General features: G+C 71.2%; 16 protein-coding genes. 9 read left to right on the top strand and 7 right to left on the bottom strand.

Annotated features, from left to right (window positions below; genetic code table 11):
* Positions 1-6 precede the first annotated feature (6 nt).
* Positions 7-1,047 (bottom strand): hypothetical protein, encoded by a 1,041-nt coding sequence (locus tag FPT20_RS16245; protein WP_158867217.1) that lies wholly within the window; start codon positions 1,045-1,047, stop codon positions 7-9.
* Between the two features lie 93 nt (positions 1,048-1,140).
* Between FPT20_RS16245 and FPT20_RS16240 the strand changes: the two genes are divergently transcribed.
* The gene (locus tag FPT20_RS16240; protein WP_158867215.1) at positions 1,141-2,451 is read left to right on the top strand and encodes an ATP-dependent DNA helicase; all 1,311 of its coding nucleotides are present in this window, start codon (positions 1,141-1,143) and stop codon (positions 2,449-2,451) included.
* Positions 2,452-2,462: 11 nt separating this feature from the next.
* Positions 2,463-2,816, top strand: a complete 354-nt coding sequence (locus FPT20_RS16235) for an FHA domain-containing protein (RefSeq protein WP_158867213.1) — start codon at positions 2,463-2,465, stop codon at positions 2,814-2,816.
* Positions 2,817-2,850: 34 nt separating this feature from the next.
* Here the strand turns inward: FPT20_RS16235 and FPT20_RS16230 are convergent, their stop codons facing one another.
* A complete protein-coding gene (locus FPT20_RS16230) occupies positions 2,851-3,426 on the bottom strand; it encodes a hypothetical protein (protein WP_233265579.1) in 576 nt (191 codons plus the stop codon).
* A gap of 29 nt (positions 3,427-3,455) precedes the next feature.
* Positions 3,456-3,869: a DUF4383 domain-containing protein gene (locus FPT20_RS16225; protein WP_158867211.1), complete on the bottom strand. Its 414-nt coding sequence runs from the start codon at positions 3,867-3,869 to the stop codon at positions 3,456-3,458.
* Between the two features lie 151 nt (positions 3,870-4,020).
* Here FPT20_RS16225 and FPT20_RS16220 point away from each other — a divergent pair, with 151 nt between their 5' ends.
* Entirely contained in the window at positions 4,021-5,277 is a 1,257-nt protein-coding gene (locus FPT20_RS16220; RefSeq protein ID WP_158867209.1) for a serine hydrolase domain-containing protein, read from the top strand.
* Positions 5,278-5,314: 37 nt separating this feature from the next.
* Here the strand turns inward: FPT20_RS16220 and FPT20_RS16215 are convergent, their stop codons facing one another.
* Genes FPT20_RS16215 through flgN form a run of 4 tightly spaced genes read right to left on the bottom strand, consistent with a single transcriptional unit; the run spans position 5,315 to position 8,497 of the window.
* Positions 5,315-5,698: a flagellar assembly protein FliW gene (locus tag FPT20_RS16215; protein WP_158867207.1), complete on the bottom strand. Its 384-nt coding sequence runs from the start codon at positions 5,696-5,698 to the stop codon at positions 5,315-5,317.
* Complete coding sequence (gene flgL / locus FPT20_RS16210) at positions 5,695-6,567, bottom strand: flagellar hook-associated protein FlgL (protein WP_325064798.1); 873 nt, start codon at positions 6,565-6,567, stop codon at positions 5,695-5,697. The genes FPT20_RS16215 and flgL overlap by 4 nt, the downstream gene beginning before the upstream one ends.
* Positions 6,568-6,581: 14 nt before the next feature.
* Positions 6,582-8,006: a flagellar hook-associated protein FlgK gene (gene flgK / locus FPT20_RS16205; RefSeq protein WP_158867203.1), complete on the bottom strand. Its 1,425-nt coding sequence runs from the start codon at positions 8,004-8,006 to the stop codon at positions 6,582-6,584.
* Positions 8,007-8,008: 2 nt separating this feature from the next.
* A complete protein-coding gene (gene flgN, locus FPT20_RS16200; RefSeq protein WP_158868325.1) occupies positions 8,009-8,497 on the bottom strand; it encodes a flagellar export chaperone FlgN in 489 nt (162 codons plus the stop codon).
* Positions 8,498-8,881: 384 nt separating this feature from the next.
* Here flgN and FPT20_RS16195 point away from each other — a divergent pair, with 384 nt between their 5' ends.
* The 6 genes from FPT20_RS16195 (at position 8,882) to FPT20_RS16170 (ending at position 13,586) form a co-directional block, all read left to right on the top strand.
* On the top strand, positions 8,882-9,694 hold the full coding sequence (locus FPT20_RS16195; RefSeq protein WP_158867200.1) for a sigma-70 family RNA polymerase sigma factor: 813 nt from the start codon (positions 8,882-8,884) through the stop codon (positions 9,692-9,694).
* A 102-nt stretch (positions 9,695-9,796) separates the two neighbouring features.
* Positions 9,797-10,633 (top strand): flagellin N-terminal helical domain-containing protein, encoded by an 837-nt coding sequence (locus FPT20_RS16190; RefSeq protein WP_199245857.1) that lies wholly within the window; start codon positions 9,797-9,799, stop codon positions 10,631-10,633.
* A 121-nt stretch (positions 10,634-10,754) separates the two neighbouring features.
* Positions 10,755-12,143: a flagellar filament capping protein FliD gene (gene fliD, locus FPT20_RS16185; protein ID WP_158867198.1), complete on the top strand. Its 1,389-nt coding sequence runs from the start codon at positions 10,755-10,757 to the stop codon at positions 12,141-12,143.
* A gap of 2 nt (positions 12,144-12,145) precedes the next feature.
* Positions 12,146-12,568 (top strand): flagellar export chaperone FliS, encoded by a 423-nt coding sequence (locus FPT20_RS16180; RefSeq protein WP_233265578.1) that lies wholly within the window; start codon positions 12,146-12,148, stop codon positions 12,566-12,568.
* A 1-nt stretch (position 12,569) separates the two neighbouring features.
* Complete coding sequence (locus FPT20_RS16175) at positions 12,570-12,845, top strand: hypothetical protein (protein WP_233265577.1); 276 nt, start codon at positions 12,570-12,572, stop codon at positions 12,843-12,845.
* 399 nt (positions 12,846-13,244) lie between these two features.
* Positions 13,245-13,586 (top strand): flagellar basal body rod protein FlgB, encoded by a 342-nt coding sequence (locus FPT20_RS16170; RefSeq protein ID WP_158867196.1) that lies wholly within the window; start codon positions 13,245-13,247, stop codon positions 13,584-13,586.
* The last annotated feature ends 9 nt before the right edge of the window (positions 13,587-13,595 follow it).

Genomic DNA, 13,595 nt, shown 5'->3' with positions numbered 1-13,595 from the left:
GCGGCGTCAGTCCCCGACGATGATGTCGAGCGAACCGTCCGGGCGGATCACCACGCTGGTCAGCGACACCGCGAACTGCTCGTCCGACTCCCGCTGCGACACCGTGCCGTCGAAGAGCGACTGGACCGAGGCCGACAGGTGCGCCACGCCCACGGTCTGGGGCATCACCCAGCCGGTCGGTCCCGCCGCCAGGTGCACGGGCGGGTAGCTCACCATCGACCAGTGGGGGTCGCCCTGAACCCGGTCGTCGATCTGCGCGCCCATCGGGCATCCGGCCGGCTGGAGCACCGTCTGCTTCACGCAGGCGTCGAGGAACCCGCGGAGCTGCTTGTCGACCTCCCCGGTGAAGGCCGGGGTCGGCTCGGCGTCCACGGTGGTCTCGGTGACCTTGCCGGGGCGCGCCTCCAGGACGGCGGGGGCGGCTGCGAGCATCGCCGAGCGGTGTGTGAAGCGGTACCGCGCCGGGGCCGGCATCACGTAATCGGCGGACACGGTGAACGCGTCGGCCGGCTGATCGGGTGCCGCGGCCCGCGGCTGCAGCGTGTGAGCCCCGAGGGTGAACGCGTCGGCGTGCGCGACGGTGACGTGCGCGACGGTCAGGGGCGACGTGGCGAACGCCCACGTCGGCAGGAAGCCGAGGACGGAGCCCGAGCGCTTGACGCTGAAGGTGGCTGTGACGGGCTGGCCGTCGGAGAGCACGCGGACGGTCACCGTGTGCGCTCCGGTGGGCTCGGTGCGGTCGGAGAGCACCGAGACGTCGCTCAGCTCGGGAAGCACGTCGGAACGCAGCAGCTCCCGGGAGGCGTTCGCCGGCAGTCCGGAGGCTGTGAGCGAGGCAGCCGTCGGCGCCGCACCGGGCATGCTCAGTGCTGAGGGGAGGTCATGAGCGGCCAGGGCGCCGACGTAGGCGGTCACGAACCCGGAGGCGCTGTAGTACGTGCGCTGCACCGCGCCGAAGGCGGCGGCGAAAGCGACCAGGAGGAGGACGCCGATCCCCGACCAGAGCAGCACGGCGCGACGGCGCGCGACCGATTCCTCCCCAGCCATGTGCTCATCCTAGGAGGCTGTGGATGGGCCGGGCTGGGAGCGGGAGGCGCGTTAGAGTAGTCCGGCAGGCCGGGCGAGAGGGAAGGGACTCGGATGGGCCGACTCTCGCTCTCACCGGAGCAGCAGGCGGTGTTCGAACTCATCGAGAACACGCGCGAGCACGTGTTCGTCACCGGCCGCGCGGGCACGGGCAAGTCGACCCTCCTGGGCCATCTGTCGTGGAACACCGAGAAGTCGATCGTGATCTGCGCGCCGACCGGGGTGGCCGCGCTCAACGTCGGCGGTCAGACGATCCACTCGCTGTTCCGCCTCCCGATCGGCGTCATCGCCGACCACGACATCGACCAGACCGTCGAGCTCAAGAAGCTGCTCAACAGCATCGACACGCTCGTCATCGACGAGGTCTCGATGGTCAACGCCGACCTGATGGACGCGGTCGACCGGAGCCTGCGCCAGGCGCGTCAGCGCGCCGGCGAGCCCTTCGGCGGTGTGCAGGTCGTGCTCTTCGGCGACCCCTACCAGCTCGCCCCGGTCCCCGGCGATCAGGAGGAGCGCGCCTACTTCGCCGACACCTACCGCTCGATGTGGTTCTTCGACGCGAAGGTCTGGCAGGAGGCGGACCTCCGCCTCGTCGAACTGCTGCAGGTGCACCGGCAGCACGAGTCGGAGTTCCGCTTCATGCTGAACGCGGTGCGGCACGGTCAGGTGACGAGGGAGATCGCCGACCGGCTCAATACCGTCGGCGCGCGCCCCGCCCCGCGCGACGGGACGATCACGCTGGCGACGCGCAACGACATCGTCAACAAGATCAACGCGCGCGCCCTCGCCGAGCTGCCGGGCCGCGCCCTCACGGCCAAGGCGGAGGTCAGCGGCGACTTCGGCGGGCGCACGTACCCCGCAGACGAGGTGCTGGAGCTCAAGGTCGGCGCGCAGGTCATGTTCCTGCGCAACGATGTCGGGCAGGGCGACGGGCCGCGGTGGGTGAACGGCACGATCGGCACGGTCACCCGCATCGACACCAACGTCTTCGTCGACGTCGACGGCCAAGTGCACGAGGTCGAGCCGGCCATCTGGGAGAAGTTCCGGTACAGCTACGCGCCCGAGACGAAGAAGCTCACGAAGGACGTGGTCGCCGAGTTCACGCAGTTCCCGCTGCGGCTCGCCTGGGCGGTCACCATCCACAAGTCCCAGGGGAAGACCTACGACGCGGCGATCGTCGACCTCGGCTCGCGGGCGTTCACCCCCGGCCAGACCTACGTGGCGCTCAGCCGGATCACGAGCCTCGACGGGCTCTACCTGACCAGGCCGCTGCGGCCGGGCGACATCACCGTCGACCCGGACGTGGAGCGCTTCATGCGCGACGCACGACCCGTCACCGTGCCGGTGACGGCAGGGAACGGATGAGAGAGGCGACGATGGCGACCACCTTCGTACTCGACTTCAGCGACGGCAGGAGGGTCGAGACCACCGGCAACGGCGTGATCGGCCGCAACCCCGCCGCCCACACGCCGGGCACGGAGCTCGACGACCCGGCCCACGTCGAGTTCGTCACCATCGCCGACGACGCCAAGTCGGTCTCCCGCGCCCACCTCGCGTTCGGGCAGTACGACGGCGTGTTCTGGGTCATGGATCTGGGCTCCGCAAACGGCACCTCCATCACCTATCCCGGCGAGGGCACCTTCGCGTGCGATCCGAAGACCCGGCACGAGGTCGACTCCGGCTCGGTGGTGCGGTTCGGCGATCAGTCCTTCCGGCTGAGCCGCCGCTGACCGCGGGCCGCTGACGCCGGGTCGCCGCTGTGCCTCAGTGGTGGTGGTGGAGGGTCACCGCGGCGATACCGGCGTCGGTCTGACCGAGCGCGGGGACCGTGACCGCGCAGACGGCCGCGGCGCTGAGCACCAGGGCGGCCACGAAACGCAGCGCGCCCGAGTCGGCGCGCGCGGGTCGCCGACGACGCAAGGCCACGGCAGTCGTGGCGGCGACGGCCACATCGAGCAGCGACGCGGCGCCCATCGGAAGGAGCGGGAGCACCAGGACGCTCCCGGAGGTCGCCGTCGCCCCGACGACGGCGAGGGAGGCCCACAGCCCGACCGGCACGAGGGCCAGCGCCGGCACGAGCCCGAAAAGCGGCGGCCGATCGCGGGCGAGGGTCGCGACGGCCCAGCCCAGTTCGGCGATCGACGCGGCGAGGAGAAGAGCGAGCAGGACGGGGGGTGCGCTGGGGGCGAGGGCCGCGTGAAGCAGCCCGGCCCCCAGCGCGGCCACGGCGAGGAACGCCCGGGTGGAGGGTGCGACCGCCAGGCCGCGCCCTCCCGCCGGCGGAAGAGCCGGGACGGACGGCAGCGTGTGCACGACCGCCTCCCGGAGCGTTCCGGTCATCCTGCTCATGATGTGCCGTGGCCCGTCGATCAGGCCGTCAGGGAGGCGGAGCGAGCGGTGCGCTCGGCTCCCAGGCCGACGCCGAGCAGCACGATCGCGCTCAGCAGGTGGAGGAAGTGGTCGGGGGTGTTCAGGGCGAGGATGTTCGCCGCGGTCCCGACCAGGAAGAAGCCGATGATGCCGAGGAGCAGGTAGACCGCTCCGACGGTGATGTTGACGGCCTTGGCGGCGCTCGCCCGGGTCAGACCGGCGATGAGCAGTGCCGCGCCGATCAGCAGGTGGGCGATGTTGTGCAGCGGGTTCACGGCGAAGATGCCGAGAAGCAGTCCGCCCTGCGTCGCGACGAAGCCGACGCCTCCGGTGACCGCGAAGCCGAGAAGGCCCACCAGCAGGTAGACGGCGCCGAAGACGGTGGCGACGATTCGGTTGGGTGACGTGCGCATTTCGTTCCTCCTTGGACGGCGCACGGACGCGCGCCTCATCTCTCATTCGGAGAATCGTCGTCATCGGATTGGGAGTCCAGGCCCTTGTGCTCCGGCCCGCTTCCTGCCTGCGGCTACAATCCAGGGACAGGAACACGACCTCGGGGGATGGATGCGACGGAGACCCAGGATGCTCGCCGCGGCGGCCGCGCTCCTCGCGCTGGTTCTGACGGGCTGCACGGGCGCCCTCCACTCGGGGCTTCCGGAGCAGCAGCCGGGCGGGCTCCCGGGGTCGGTCACGAAGAGCCTCGACGCGGCCGCGACGGACGCCCAGCGGCTCGCGGACGCCTCCGGCGGGGTGGTGGGCGTCTGGGCTCCGTGGGCCGGCAGCTACGTGAAGGCCTTCGGCACGACCACGCGCGGCGGGTCCACGCCGGTCACCTCCGGCATGATCTACCGGATCGGTCAGAACACCATCCCGATGACCTGCACGGTGATGCTCGAGCTCGTCGACCGGGGCGTCGTCGAGCTGGACGACCAGCTCACCCGGTGGGTGCCGGGTCTCGTCGGCTCCGGGGGCATCACGCTTCGCGAACTGTGTCAGAACACCTCCGGGGTCGGTGACATCGGTGCCGCGCTGCGGGCCTCGTTCGTGAACAACCCCACCCGGCAGTGGCCTCCGCTCGAGCTGGCGAGCGACGGGCTCGCCATGGCGCGCAGCAGTCAGCCGGGCGAGAAGTACGCGCCGTCGCTCACCGACTACGTCCTCGTCGGCATGGCGCTGCAGAGCGCGACGAACACCTCGTGGCCCGACCTCTACAAGAAATACGTCTTCGACCGGCTCGGGATGGCGTCGAGCAGCCTGCCGCCGAGCGGGCAGATGGCCCTCGCCGCTTCGCATCCGGCGGGGTACGCCGCCGCTCTGGACGCCGCCGGTGCGCCCGTGTGCGGCCATCCCGTCGATGTCACGAGGCTCTCCTCCTCGATGGGCTGGACTGCGGGAGGCGTCGTCTCGACGGTCGCCGACGAGAAGGCGTTCGTGCAGGCCCTCGCCGGCGGCCGCCTCCTCAGCGACCGCGCCGAGAGCGCGCAGGTCGACGGCATCGCCACCGGCGCCTCCTGGCAGAAGTACGGGCTGGGCGTGCAGCTGCTCGGCCCGCTCCGCGGGAGCAGCGGGGCGATGCCCGGCTACGTGTCGGCGGCGTACGCCGACCCGTCATCGGGCCTCACGATCGTCGCGATGCTGAACAACTCGACCCCGGGAACGGGGTTCGCCCAGGCGCTCGCCCAGCGCCTCGCCGCCATCGTGTCGAAGGTGCCCGCGACGCAGAAGGGCGCCAAGGTGGTCGCGTCGCTCCCCTGGTCCGAGCAGCAGGCGACGGACGCCATGACGCAGTCGGCCCCGTGCCCGGCGAAGCCCGCGAAGTAGGCCGCGCCTCCCGACCGTGATGGCGCGACGGCGCCGGTCAGGCGCCGGCGACCGCCGCGAGCTCGGCCCGGAGAGGAAGGCCGTCGTCCTCGAGCACGAGCTGAACCGCTTCGCCGCTCAGCCGGCCCACGACGATCGGCGCGAGCAGGTTCACCGTGCTGCCTTGCTGGGAGGGGGTGACCACCACGAGCAGCTGCGCCTCCTCGGCCGCCGTCACTCCGAGCGCAGCCGCGAGGTCGTCGGGCAGCTCGGGCGAGTAGCCGGGGAGGTGCCGCTCCGCGTCGATGACGAAGAGCCGGATCTCGGGTCGCTCGGCGGCGGTGAGCGTGAAGAGCCCGGGGGCACCGGCCACCGCCTCCAGCTCGAAGTCCGCGAGGGGCTCGAGGCCCGGAGGGGGCGTCAGGAATCGCACGGCGCTCATCGGAGGAAGTCCATGAGCGTGGGCTGCAGCACCCGGGCGGTCACCGCGATCGCGGTCTGGTAGTTGACGTCCTGCGTCTTCAGGTCGAGGAGCACCTTCGAGAGGTCGGCGTCCTCGAGGCTCGAGCGCTGCGCCTCCAGCGAGTTCGCGCCCACCGCCAGGGCGTCCTTCGCCTGGTCGAGGCGGGTCTGCCGTCCGCCGATCTGCGCGTGCTCTCCCACGACCGCCTTCATCCTGTCGTCGATCTCAGCGAGGCGCGGCCCGACGTTGACCCCCGTGCGCAGGTCGTTCACCGTGTTGTCGATCAGCGCGAACACCGACGACGACCCGGTGCCGAACACCGCAGCGCCGTCCGAGTCGACGCGGACGGTCGAGTCGGGGCCGATCCTCCGCTCCACTGTACTTCCGGGGACGCCGGTGAACGAGTAGTCCGGGCGGAACGCGACGCCGGCGTCCGAGTTGCCGGCGAAGACGCTGCGCCCGACATAGGTCGTGTTCGCCGTCGACAGGAGGCTCTTCTTCAGCCCGTCGAGCTCGGTGGCGATCGACTCCTTGGCGGCTGCCGACAGCGCCCCGTCGTTGGCGCCCTGGACGGTCAGGTCGCGCACCCGCCGGAGGAGTCCCTCCACCGAGGTCAGGGCCGAGTCGGCGGTCGACAGCCAGGAGTCCCCGTTGTCGGCGTTGCGCTGGTACTGCGCGGTGGCGGCCTGGCCCGAGCGGACGTCGAGCGCACTCGCGGTGGCTGTCGGGTCGTCCGACGGCTTGGTCAGGAGGCGCCGGCTCGTCGCCTGGTCGTAGAGCTGGGTCTGACGCTGGAGGCTGAGCTGCAGGTTGCGCTGCGCGTTGGCCGTCTGCGTCGCGGTCGTCACTCGGCTGAACACGGTTACCTCCCGACGATTCCGGTGTGGTTGATGAGCACATCGAGCGTCTCGTCGACCGCGGTCATCACGCGGGCGGCTCCCTGGTAGGCGTGCTGGAAGGTCAGCATGTTCATGTTCTCCTCGTCGAGGTCGACCGAGGTGCCGGCGAGCTGCGCATTCGCCGCCGCCGTCGATGCCAGGTCGGCCAGATCGGACTGCTGCTGCTCGGTCTTGGAGGCGACGCCCACGCGGACGACGAAAGCCAACCACTGCTTGTCGACCGCGTTCTGGCCGGTGCCGAGGCCCGCGATCGCATCCGCGACGCTGCCGTCCGCTCCCCCGGCGCCCGGTGCTCCCGTGGCGATGCCGGTGACGTCCGTCGGGACGACCGACAGGCCGAGCGCGGCCGGTTTCGACGCGTCGATCGCGAAGAAGTCGAGGCCTGTGGCGCCGGAGGGGGTCGCTCCGGTCGTGTGCACGGCGTTCACCCGCTGGGCCAGCGCGACGGCGAAGGCGTTGTAGCCGGCTGCAGCCTCGGCCAGCACTCCCCCGGTGCCGGCGGCGTCGGCGGGGGCGAGCGACGACACGGCGCCCGCGATCGATCCGCCCTCGAGCGCGATGGCGGTTCCTGGCCGGTAGGCCCACTCCAGCCGGACCGGGTCGGAGGCGGCGCCGGACATGCGGGGTGCGCCGGCGAGGCTGACCGCGTTGGCGGTCGTCCCGGTGACGAGCGCGTTCCCGCCGACGAGCACGTCGACGGTGCCGTCGTCGCGGGGCCGGACCACGCCTCCCGCGAGCTTGGCGATGCTCCCGGTGAGCTGGTCGCGGCGGTCGAGGAGCTCGTTGGCCGACTGCCCGGCGGCCAGCGCCGAGCGGATGCGTCCGTTGAGGTCGGCGACGGCGGTGGCGGCGGTGTTGAGGTCGGCGACCATGCCGTCCGTCTGGCCGCGAAGCGCCGACCACTGGTCGTCGACCGCCTGGTATCCGGCCGCGATCTGCGAGACCAGGCTCCCGGCCTGACCGAGCAGGACGCCGGCGGGTGCGGGCTCCCCGGCCTGGTTGGCGACATCGCCCCAGGCGGACCAGAACTTCTGCAGGGAGGTCGAGATCCCGCCCGTCCCCGGCTCGTTGAGGGACGCCTCCAGGCTCGACAGTGTCTGGGCGCGCGTCCCGCTGTACCCCGACAGGGCGGACGTCGTGCGGACGCGGGAGTCGAGGCCGGCGTCGTCGAGCCGCTGGATGCCGTCGACGCTGACGCCCTGGCCGGGGCGGACTCCCCCGCTGAACAGGCCGGCCGCCGAGAGGGCCGGAACTCCTGAGGTCGTCACCCGCTGCCGCGTGTACCCCTGCGTGTTGGCGTTGGCGAGGTTCTGCCCGACCACGTCGAGACCGGCCTTGGCCGCGACGAGGCCCGTGTAGGCGGTGTTCAGGCCGCTGAAGGTGCTCACCGTCACGCCTCCGTGTCGAAGAAGCGCGCGCCCGGCTCGGCGCGGTTGTCCCCCGATGCGTCGTAGACGCCGGCGCCGGCCGCGCCCGCGAGTCCGCTCAGCGTCTCCTGGGTCGAGCGCGCCGCCTCCCGGAGGAGCCGCTCGTTCGTGTCGCGCACCTCCGCGATCTGCCCCGTCAGCTCGGTCATCGCCGCCAGATGGGAGGCGAAGATGTCGGACCAGATCCCGTCGGGGGCTGCGGCGGCGAGCTCACGGAGCGTCGCGTCGGGACCGATGCCCCACTGCTCGGCGAGCGTCGCCACCTCCACGGTGCGGGCGAGGCCGGCGGCGCGCATGCGCTCCATGACCTGCTCGACCTCCCGGGTCGCGTGGGCGATCCAGCGGGACCGGCCGGCGACGAGCAGCAGCTGCTCCTCCTCCAGCTTGAACAGGAGGAGCTCGAGCAGTTCGCGCTCCTTCCAGAGCTGGGCGGACAGCTCGCTCGCGGCCATGTCGCTCCCGACTTCCTCGTGAGTGGTTGTGCGCACCTGGTCCCCTCGGGTCTTCGGCCGCGGAACGGATCCGCGCCCGCCGCCAGAGAGGACAATCGGCACACCTGGGGTCGATGTTAGGCGGTGGGCCCTGAAAGACCTCTCCGGCTCACCTAGCGATCTTTCAGGTCTTCCGCTGTTCCCACTACTGGGGGTACTCCCTGCCCTGTTGTGGGGGCAGAACGTGCGCGCTCCGAACACCGACCGGTTGTTACCGTGAACAACGGAAGACCCCTAGCGTCCGCCCGGCACCCGAAGTAAGCCCGAGCGGAACCAGCACCGCCCGAGTACCCGATACGCCCTGCCCAGGGCGCCTGTACCCGTCCGATGAAGGGGCCACCCCGCGTGAACCGCACAGAACGCAATGCGCTCGTCGTCGAGAACCTGCCGCTCGTCGGCTACCTCGTCTCCGACCTCTGCTCGAGAGCCACGCACCTGTCCCGCGACGACCTCGCCTCGGCGGGGGCGGTCGCGCTCGTCACCGCGGCCGACGCCTACGACGCCGGCACCGGGGTCCCGTTCGGCGCGTACGCCCGCACCCGCATCCTCGGGGCGCTCGCCGACGAGCTGCGCGCCGGCGACTGGGCCACCCGCTCGGCGCGCAAGCGCATCAAGGAGACTCTCGCCGTGCAGGAGAGCCTCACCAGCGCCTTCGGGCGGAAGCCCACCGTCGAGGAGATCGCCCACGCGCTCGGCGTCGACCGGGAGACGGCGGCGGCGGGACTCTCCGACGCCGCCCGGACGGTCACCGCGCTCGATGAGACCGTCGAGAGCTTCCTCGTCTCCGAGACCGTCGGCCCCGAGGAGGCGCTCCTCGCGGACGAGCAGACCGCGTACGTCCGCGCCGCGGTCGCCGCGCTCCCCGACCGCATGCGCGCCATCGTGGAGGCGGTGTACTTCGACGACCGGACGGTCACCGAGATCGCCGAGGAGCTCGGCATCACCCACTCCGCCGTCTCGCAGCAGCGCTCGGAGGCGATCCGGCTCATGCGCGAGGGCATGGCGACGCACTACGCCGACGAGGGCGACCCGGCCGTCATCGAGGCGAAGACCTCGCAGGCACGCCGCAGTGCGTACCTCGCGCGACTCGCCCAGCACGCGGTCGCGGGCGTGTCCCGCCTCTCCCCCACCCCGCCCAGCTCGGCCCGGGCGTCCTGAGCCGGCCGATCGCGTCGCTAACGGGATCGGCCGGGGTGCCGATAGACGTCTTCGCGGGCCACGGACGGCCCCGGACCACCACCCAGTCATGGAGGAAACATCATGGGTATGCAGATCAACACCAACATCGCGGCGAACAACGCCTACCGCAACCTGAACAACACTCAGAACGACCTGTCCAAGTCGCTCGAGAAGCTGTCCAGCGGCCTCCGCATCAACCGTGCGGCGGACGACGCGGCCGGCCTCGCCATCTCGGAGGGCCTGAAGTCGCAGGTCGGCGGTCTCACCGTCGCCGCCCGCAACGCCCAGGACGGCATCAGCGTCGTGCAGACCGCTGAAGGCTCGCTCACCGAGGTCCACTCCATCCTGCAGCGCATGCGCGACCTGGCCGTCCAGGGCGGCAACGACTCGAACAACACCACGTCGCGCGCGGCGATCAAGACGGAGGCGGACGAGCTCGGCAAGGAGCTCGACCGCATCACGCAGGGCACCAACTTCAACGGGATCGACCTGCTGAAGGGCGGCACGCTGACGTTCCAGGTGGGCGCCGGCGCCACCGCGAACGACAAGATCGACGTCAGCCTCGCCGACGTCGCCACCTCGGTGGGCACCCTGTCGGGCGCGACCGGCGCGACGGGCTTCGATGTGACCAGCAACACCGCGGCGCAGACCACCATCGGCAACATCGACACCGCCATCACGGCGATCTCGACGGCCCGCGCCCAGCTCGGTGCCTCGCAGAACCGCTTCGAGTCGGCTGTCCGCAGCCTCAACGTCTCGAAGGAGAACCTGTCGGCCGCCTCCAGCCGGATCACCGACACCGACATGGCCGAGGAGATGGTGAAGTACACCCGCTCCAACATCCTGTCGCAGGCCGGCACGGCGATGCTCGCCCAGGCGAACCAGTCCAACCAGGGCGTCCTGCAGCTGCTCCGCTGACCGCGTCGGCCGGGGCGCGCCTCCCTGACGCGCGCCCCGGCCGCCCGGAGCCCCCGGAAGGGCACCACCCGCACTACCAGCACCACACCGCTTCGAGCCCGGCGTAGGAGGAGGACCACCCATGGGCATGGCAGTCGACGGGCTGATCAGCGGCCTCAACACGACTCAGCTGATCGACTCGCTCATGCAGGCGGAGGCGATCCCGCAGACCCTGCTGAAGAACAAGGTCGCCGACTCGACGACCTTCATCACGGCGATGCAGTCGCTCAACTCCAAGGTCGCCGCCCTCGCCACCTCGGCCGGCGCGCTCGCGCAGCCCGCGGGTGTCGACCTGCACACGGCGTCCACCACCTCGACGGCGGTCACAGCGACGGCCGGCACGGGCGCCGTCGACGGGACCATCGACTTCACGGTGGACAAGCTGGCCCAATCGCAGGTGATCGTGACAGGCCCGCTCACCCAGTGGCCCGACCAGCCGCCGACGCTGACCTTCGTCGCGGCGGACGGGACGACGACGCAGGTGACGGCCGCGAGCGCGTCGCTGGCGGACGTCGCCGCCGCCATCAACCAGGCGGGCGTGGGAGTGAACGCGACGCAGGTCTCGGCGGGGCTCGACCCCTCCACCGGTCAGCCGCTGTACCGCCTCCAGCTCACCTCGGCCAAGACGGGCGCCGCCGGCGCGTTCACCGTGTACCGCGGCACCCCGGCCGATGTCGCGGCGGGAACCGCGACGAACCTCCTGTCCGATCCGGGAGCGGCCCAGGTCAGGCAGGCACAGGACGCCCAGCTCACCCTGTGGGCCGGGACCGCCGCGGCGCAGACGGTGACGAGCGCCACCAACACGTTCAGCGACCTCCTCCCCGGCGTCTCGGTGTCGGTCACCGCGACGTCCGCGACGCCGGTCACCCTCACCGTGGCCCGCGATGACAAGAGTCTCACCGCTGCCGCGAACTCGCTCGTCTCGGGCGTGAACGGCATCCTGACGTTCATCTCGCAGCAGCAGGCGGTCTCCACGTCGACCGACGCGGCCGGTGGCACGGTCGTCACGGGCGGTCCGTTCACGAGCGACTCGACCGCGCGCGACGTCAACCAGCAGCTGCTCGATGCGGTCATCGCCCCCGTCAACGGCATCTCGCCCTCGACGTACGGCATCAGCATCACCAAGGACGGCGCCGTCACGTTCGACTCCGACGCGTTCGGCAAGGCCATGGCCGCCGACCCGGTGACCGTGAAGGCGGCGCTGTCGACGATCGCCCAGCGCGTGGCCGACGCCTCCACGGCAGCGAGCGACTCGTACACCGGCTCCATCTCGCTGAAGATCAAGGGCGAGCAGTCGACGGTCAAAGACCTCAACGATCAGATCACCGACTGGGACACCCGCCTCGCCGACCGCCGTTCCACGCTCGAGAAGACCTACGCCAACCTCGAAGTCCAGCTCCAGCAGCTGCAGTCCCAGTCCTCCTGGCTCACCGGCCAGCTCGGATCCCTCCCCACTCCCCCCGCAGGCTGATCATGTCGATTGTCTCCGCCGCCGCCAAGCGCTCCGCCTACAACCGCGACAGCGTGCTCTCCGCGAGCCCCGCGCGGCTCCTCACGATGCTCTACGACCGGCTGGTCCTCGACCTCGCGCGTGGCCGGGAGGCGCTCGAGGCCGGGCGCTGGCCTCACGCCTGGGAGCACCTGCGGCATGCCGACCAGATCGTCGCCGAGCTGGCGTCGAGCCTCCGCGTCGACCTCTGGGACGGCGCCGAGGACCTCCTCCGCCTCTACGGCTACCTCGCCGACCTCATCGTCGGCGGAATGATCGAGCGCGACGCGGAGTCGATCCGCCAGGCGACGGCCCTGGTGGAGCCGCTGCGCGAGGCGTGGCACGAGGCCGCCGCCCAGGTGCCCGCCGCGACCCTCGCCGCCGGCGCGGACCTCGGAGTCGCCTGAGGTGGACGCCTGGTCCGACGCCCTGAGCCGGATGGAGCAGGAGCTCCACGCCGCGCTCTCGAGCACGGACCCGGTGCCGTGGCGTCCGCCGATCGGCCTCGGGCCCCTGCCGCCGGAGCTGCAGGAGCGGGCAGCGCGCCTCCTGGAAGCCCAGCTGCACGTGATCCGCTACCTCGAGGACGTCCGGCAGACCACCGCGAAGCACCTTGCGGCGGTGAACGCCGTGCCGCGCGCGGAGACGGGGCCGCGTCCCGTGTACTTCGACCTCATCGGCTGACTCCGGGCTCGGTCTCGACGCTGAGCTTGTCCACCTGTGGATAACTCTGTTGAGAACTCGTGGATGACGGGCGTCGGGGTGTGGAGGACACGCCCGGCCTGAGGTGGCTCTCAGAATTCTCAGCTTCCGCAAATCCCCTCTGATCGGCACTTTTCTGCACACACGCCGCCGCTCGAACAAAGCTACGAAATAACACGGCTGTAATTCCCAAGGTGTGAGCACCTGTGGATGACCGTGTGGGAAAAGGCGCTGAGCGCCGGAGTCGCGGGGCGCGGAAGGAAGAGCCGGCCGCGGGTCCCTAACGGCCGGGGGAGAGCTGCCGATAGCTGGGTGCGAGCATGGATCGCTCGCCGACCTGGCCACGGATGGGCCGCCCCCGCGACAGTTGGAGTTCCCGTCGTGCTCGAATCCGTGACCAGCGCCGCGCTCGCCAGCGCCCTCGACGGGCTGTCCGCCCGGCAGCGCGCGATCGCGAACAACATCGCCAACGTCAACACCCCGGGCTACACGGCCGAGCGCGTGTCCTTCGAGGACGCCCTCGCGCAGTCGGTCGCCCGTCACGACGGCCGCGCCGTCGCCTCCACTCAGCGTTCGCTCGAGCCGACCCGCACCGACGGGAACAACGTCAATCTCGACACGGAGACGCTGTCGAACGTCGACACCGTGCTCCGGTTCCAGTTCGCCTCCCAGGCCGCCGGCACCGAGTTCACCGCCGTCCGAGCCGCTCTGAAGACCACCTGACGCCCCGGA

The sequence above is a fragment of the Leifsonia sp. AG29 genome (assembly GCF_009765225.1).
Taxonomy (GTDB): domain Bacteria; phylum Actinomycetota; class Actinomycetes; order Actinomycetales; family Microbacteriaceae; genus Leifsonia.
The sequence above is the reverse complement of the archived record's forward strand: the minus strand, read 5'-3'. Positions and strand labels throughout refer to the sequence as shown.

Coding starts and splice junctions, on each gene's coding strand:
- FPT20_RS16240 (WP_158867215.1), top strand. CDS start 1,141: ATGGGCCGACTCTCGCTCTCACCGGAGCAGCAGGCGGTGTTCGAACTC.
- FPT20_RS16230 (WP_233265579.1), bottom strand. CDS start 3,426: ATGACCGGAACGCTCCGGGAGGCGGTCGTGCACACGCTGCCGTCCGTC.
- FPT20_RS16220 (WP_158867209.1), top strand. CDS start 4,021: ATGCGACGGAGACCCAGGATGCTCGCCGCGGCGGCCGCGCTCCTCGCG.
- fliD (WP_158867198.1), top strand. CDS start 10,755: ATGGGCATGGCAGTCGACGGGCTGATCAGCGGCCTCAACACGACTCAG.
- FPT20_RS16180 (WP_233265578.1), top strand. CDS start 12,146: ATGTCGATTGTCTCCGCCGCCGCCAAGCGCTCCGCCTACAACCGCGAC.
- FPT20_RS16225 (WP_158867211.1), bottom strand. CDS start 3,869: ATGCGCACGTCACCCAACCGAATCGTCGCCACCGTCTTCGGCGCCGTC.
- flgN (WP_158868325.1), bottom strand. CDS start 8,497: ATGGCCGCGAGCGAGCTGTCCGCCCAGCTCTGGAAGGAGCGCGAACTG.
- FPT20_RS16235 (WP_158867213.1), top strand. CDS start 2,463: ATGGCGACCACCTTCGTACTCGACTTCAGCGACGGCAGGAGGGTCGAG.
- FPT20_RS16190 (WP_199245857.1), top strand. CDS start 9,797: ATGGGTATGCAGATCAACACCAACATCGCGGCGAACAACGCCTACCGC.
- FPT20_RS16245 (WP_158867217.1), bottom strand. CDS start 1,047: ATGGCTGGGGAGGAATCGGTCGCGCGCCGTCGCGCCGTGCTGCTCTGG.
- FPT20_RS16215 (WP_158867207.1), bottom strand. CDS start 5,698: ATGAGCGCCGTGCGATTCCTGACGCCCCCTCCGGGCCTCGAGCCCCTC.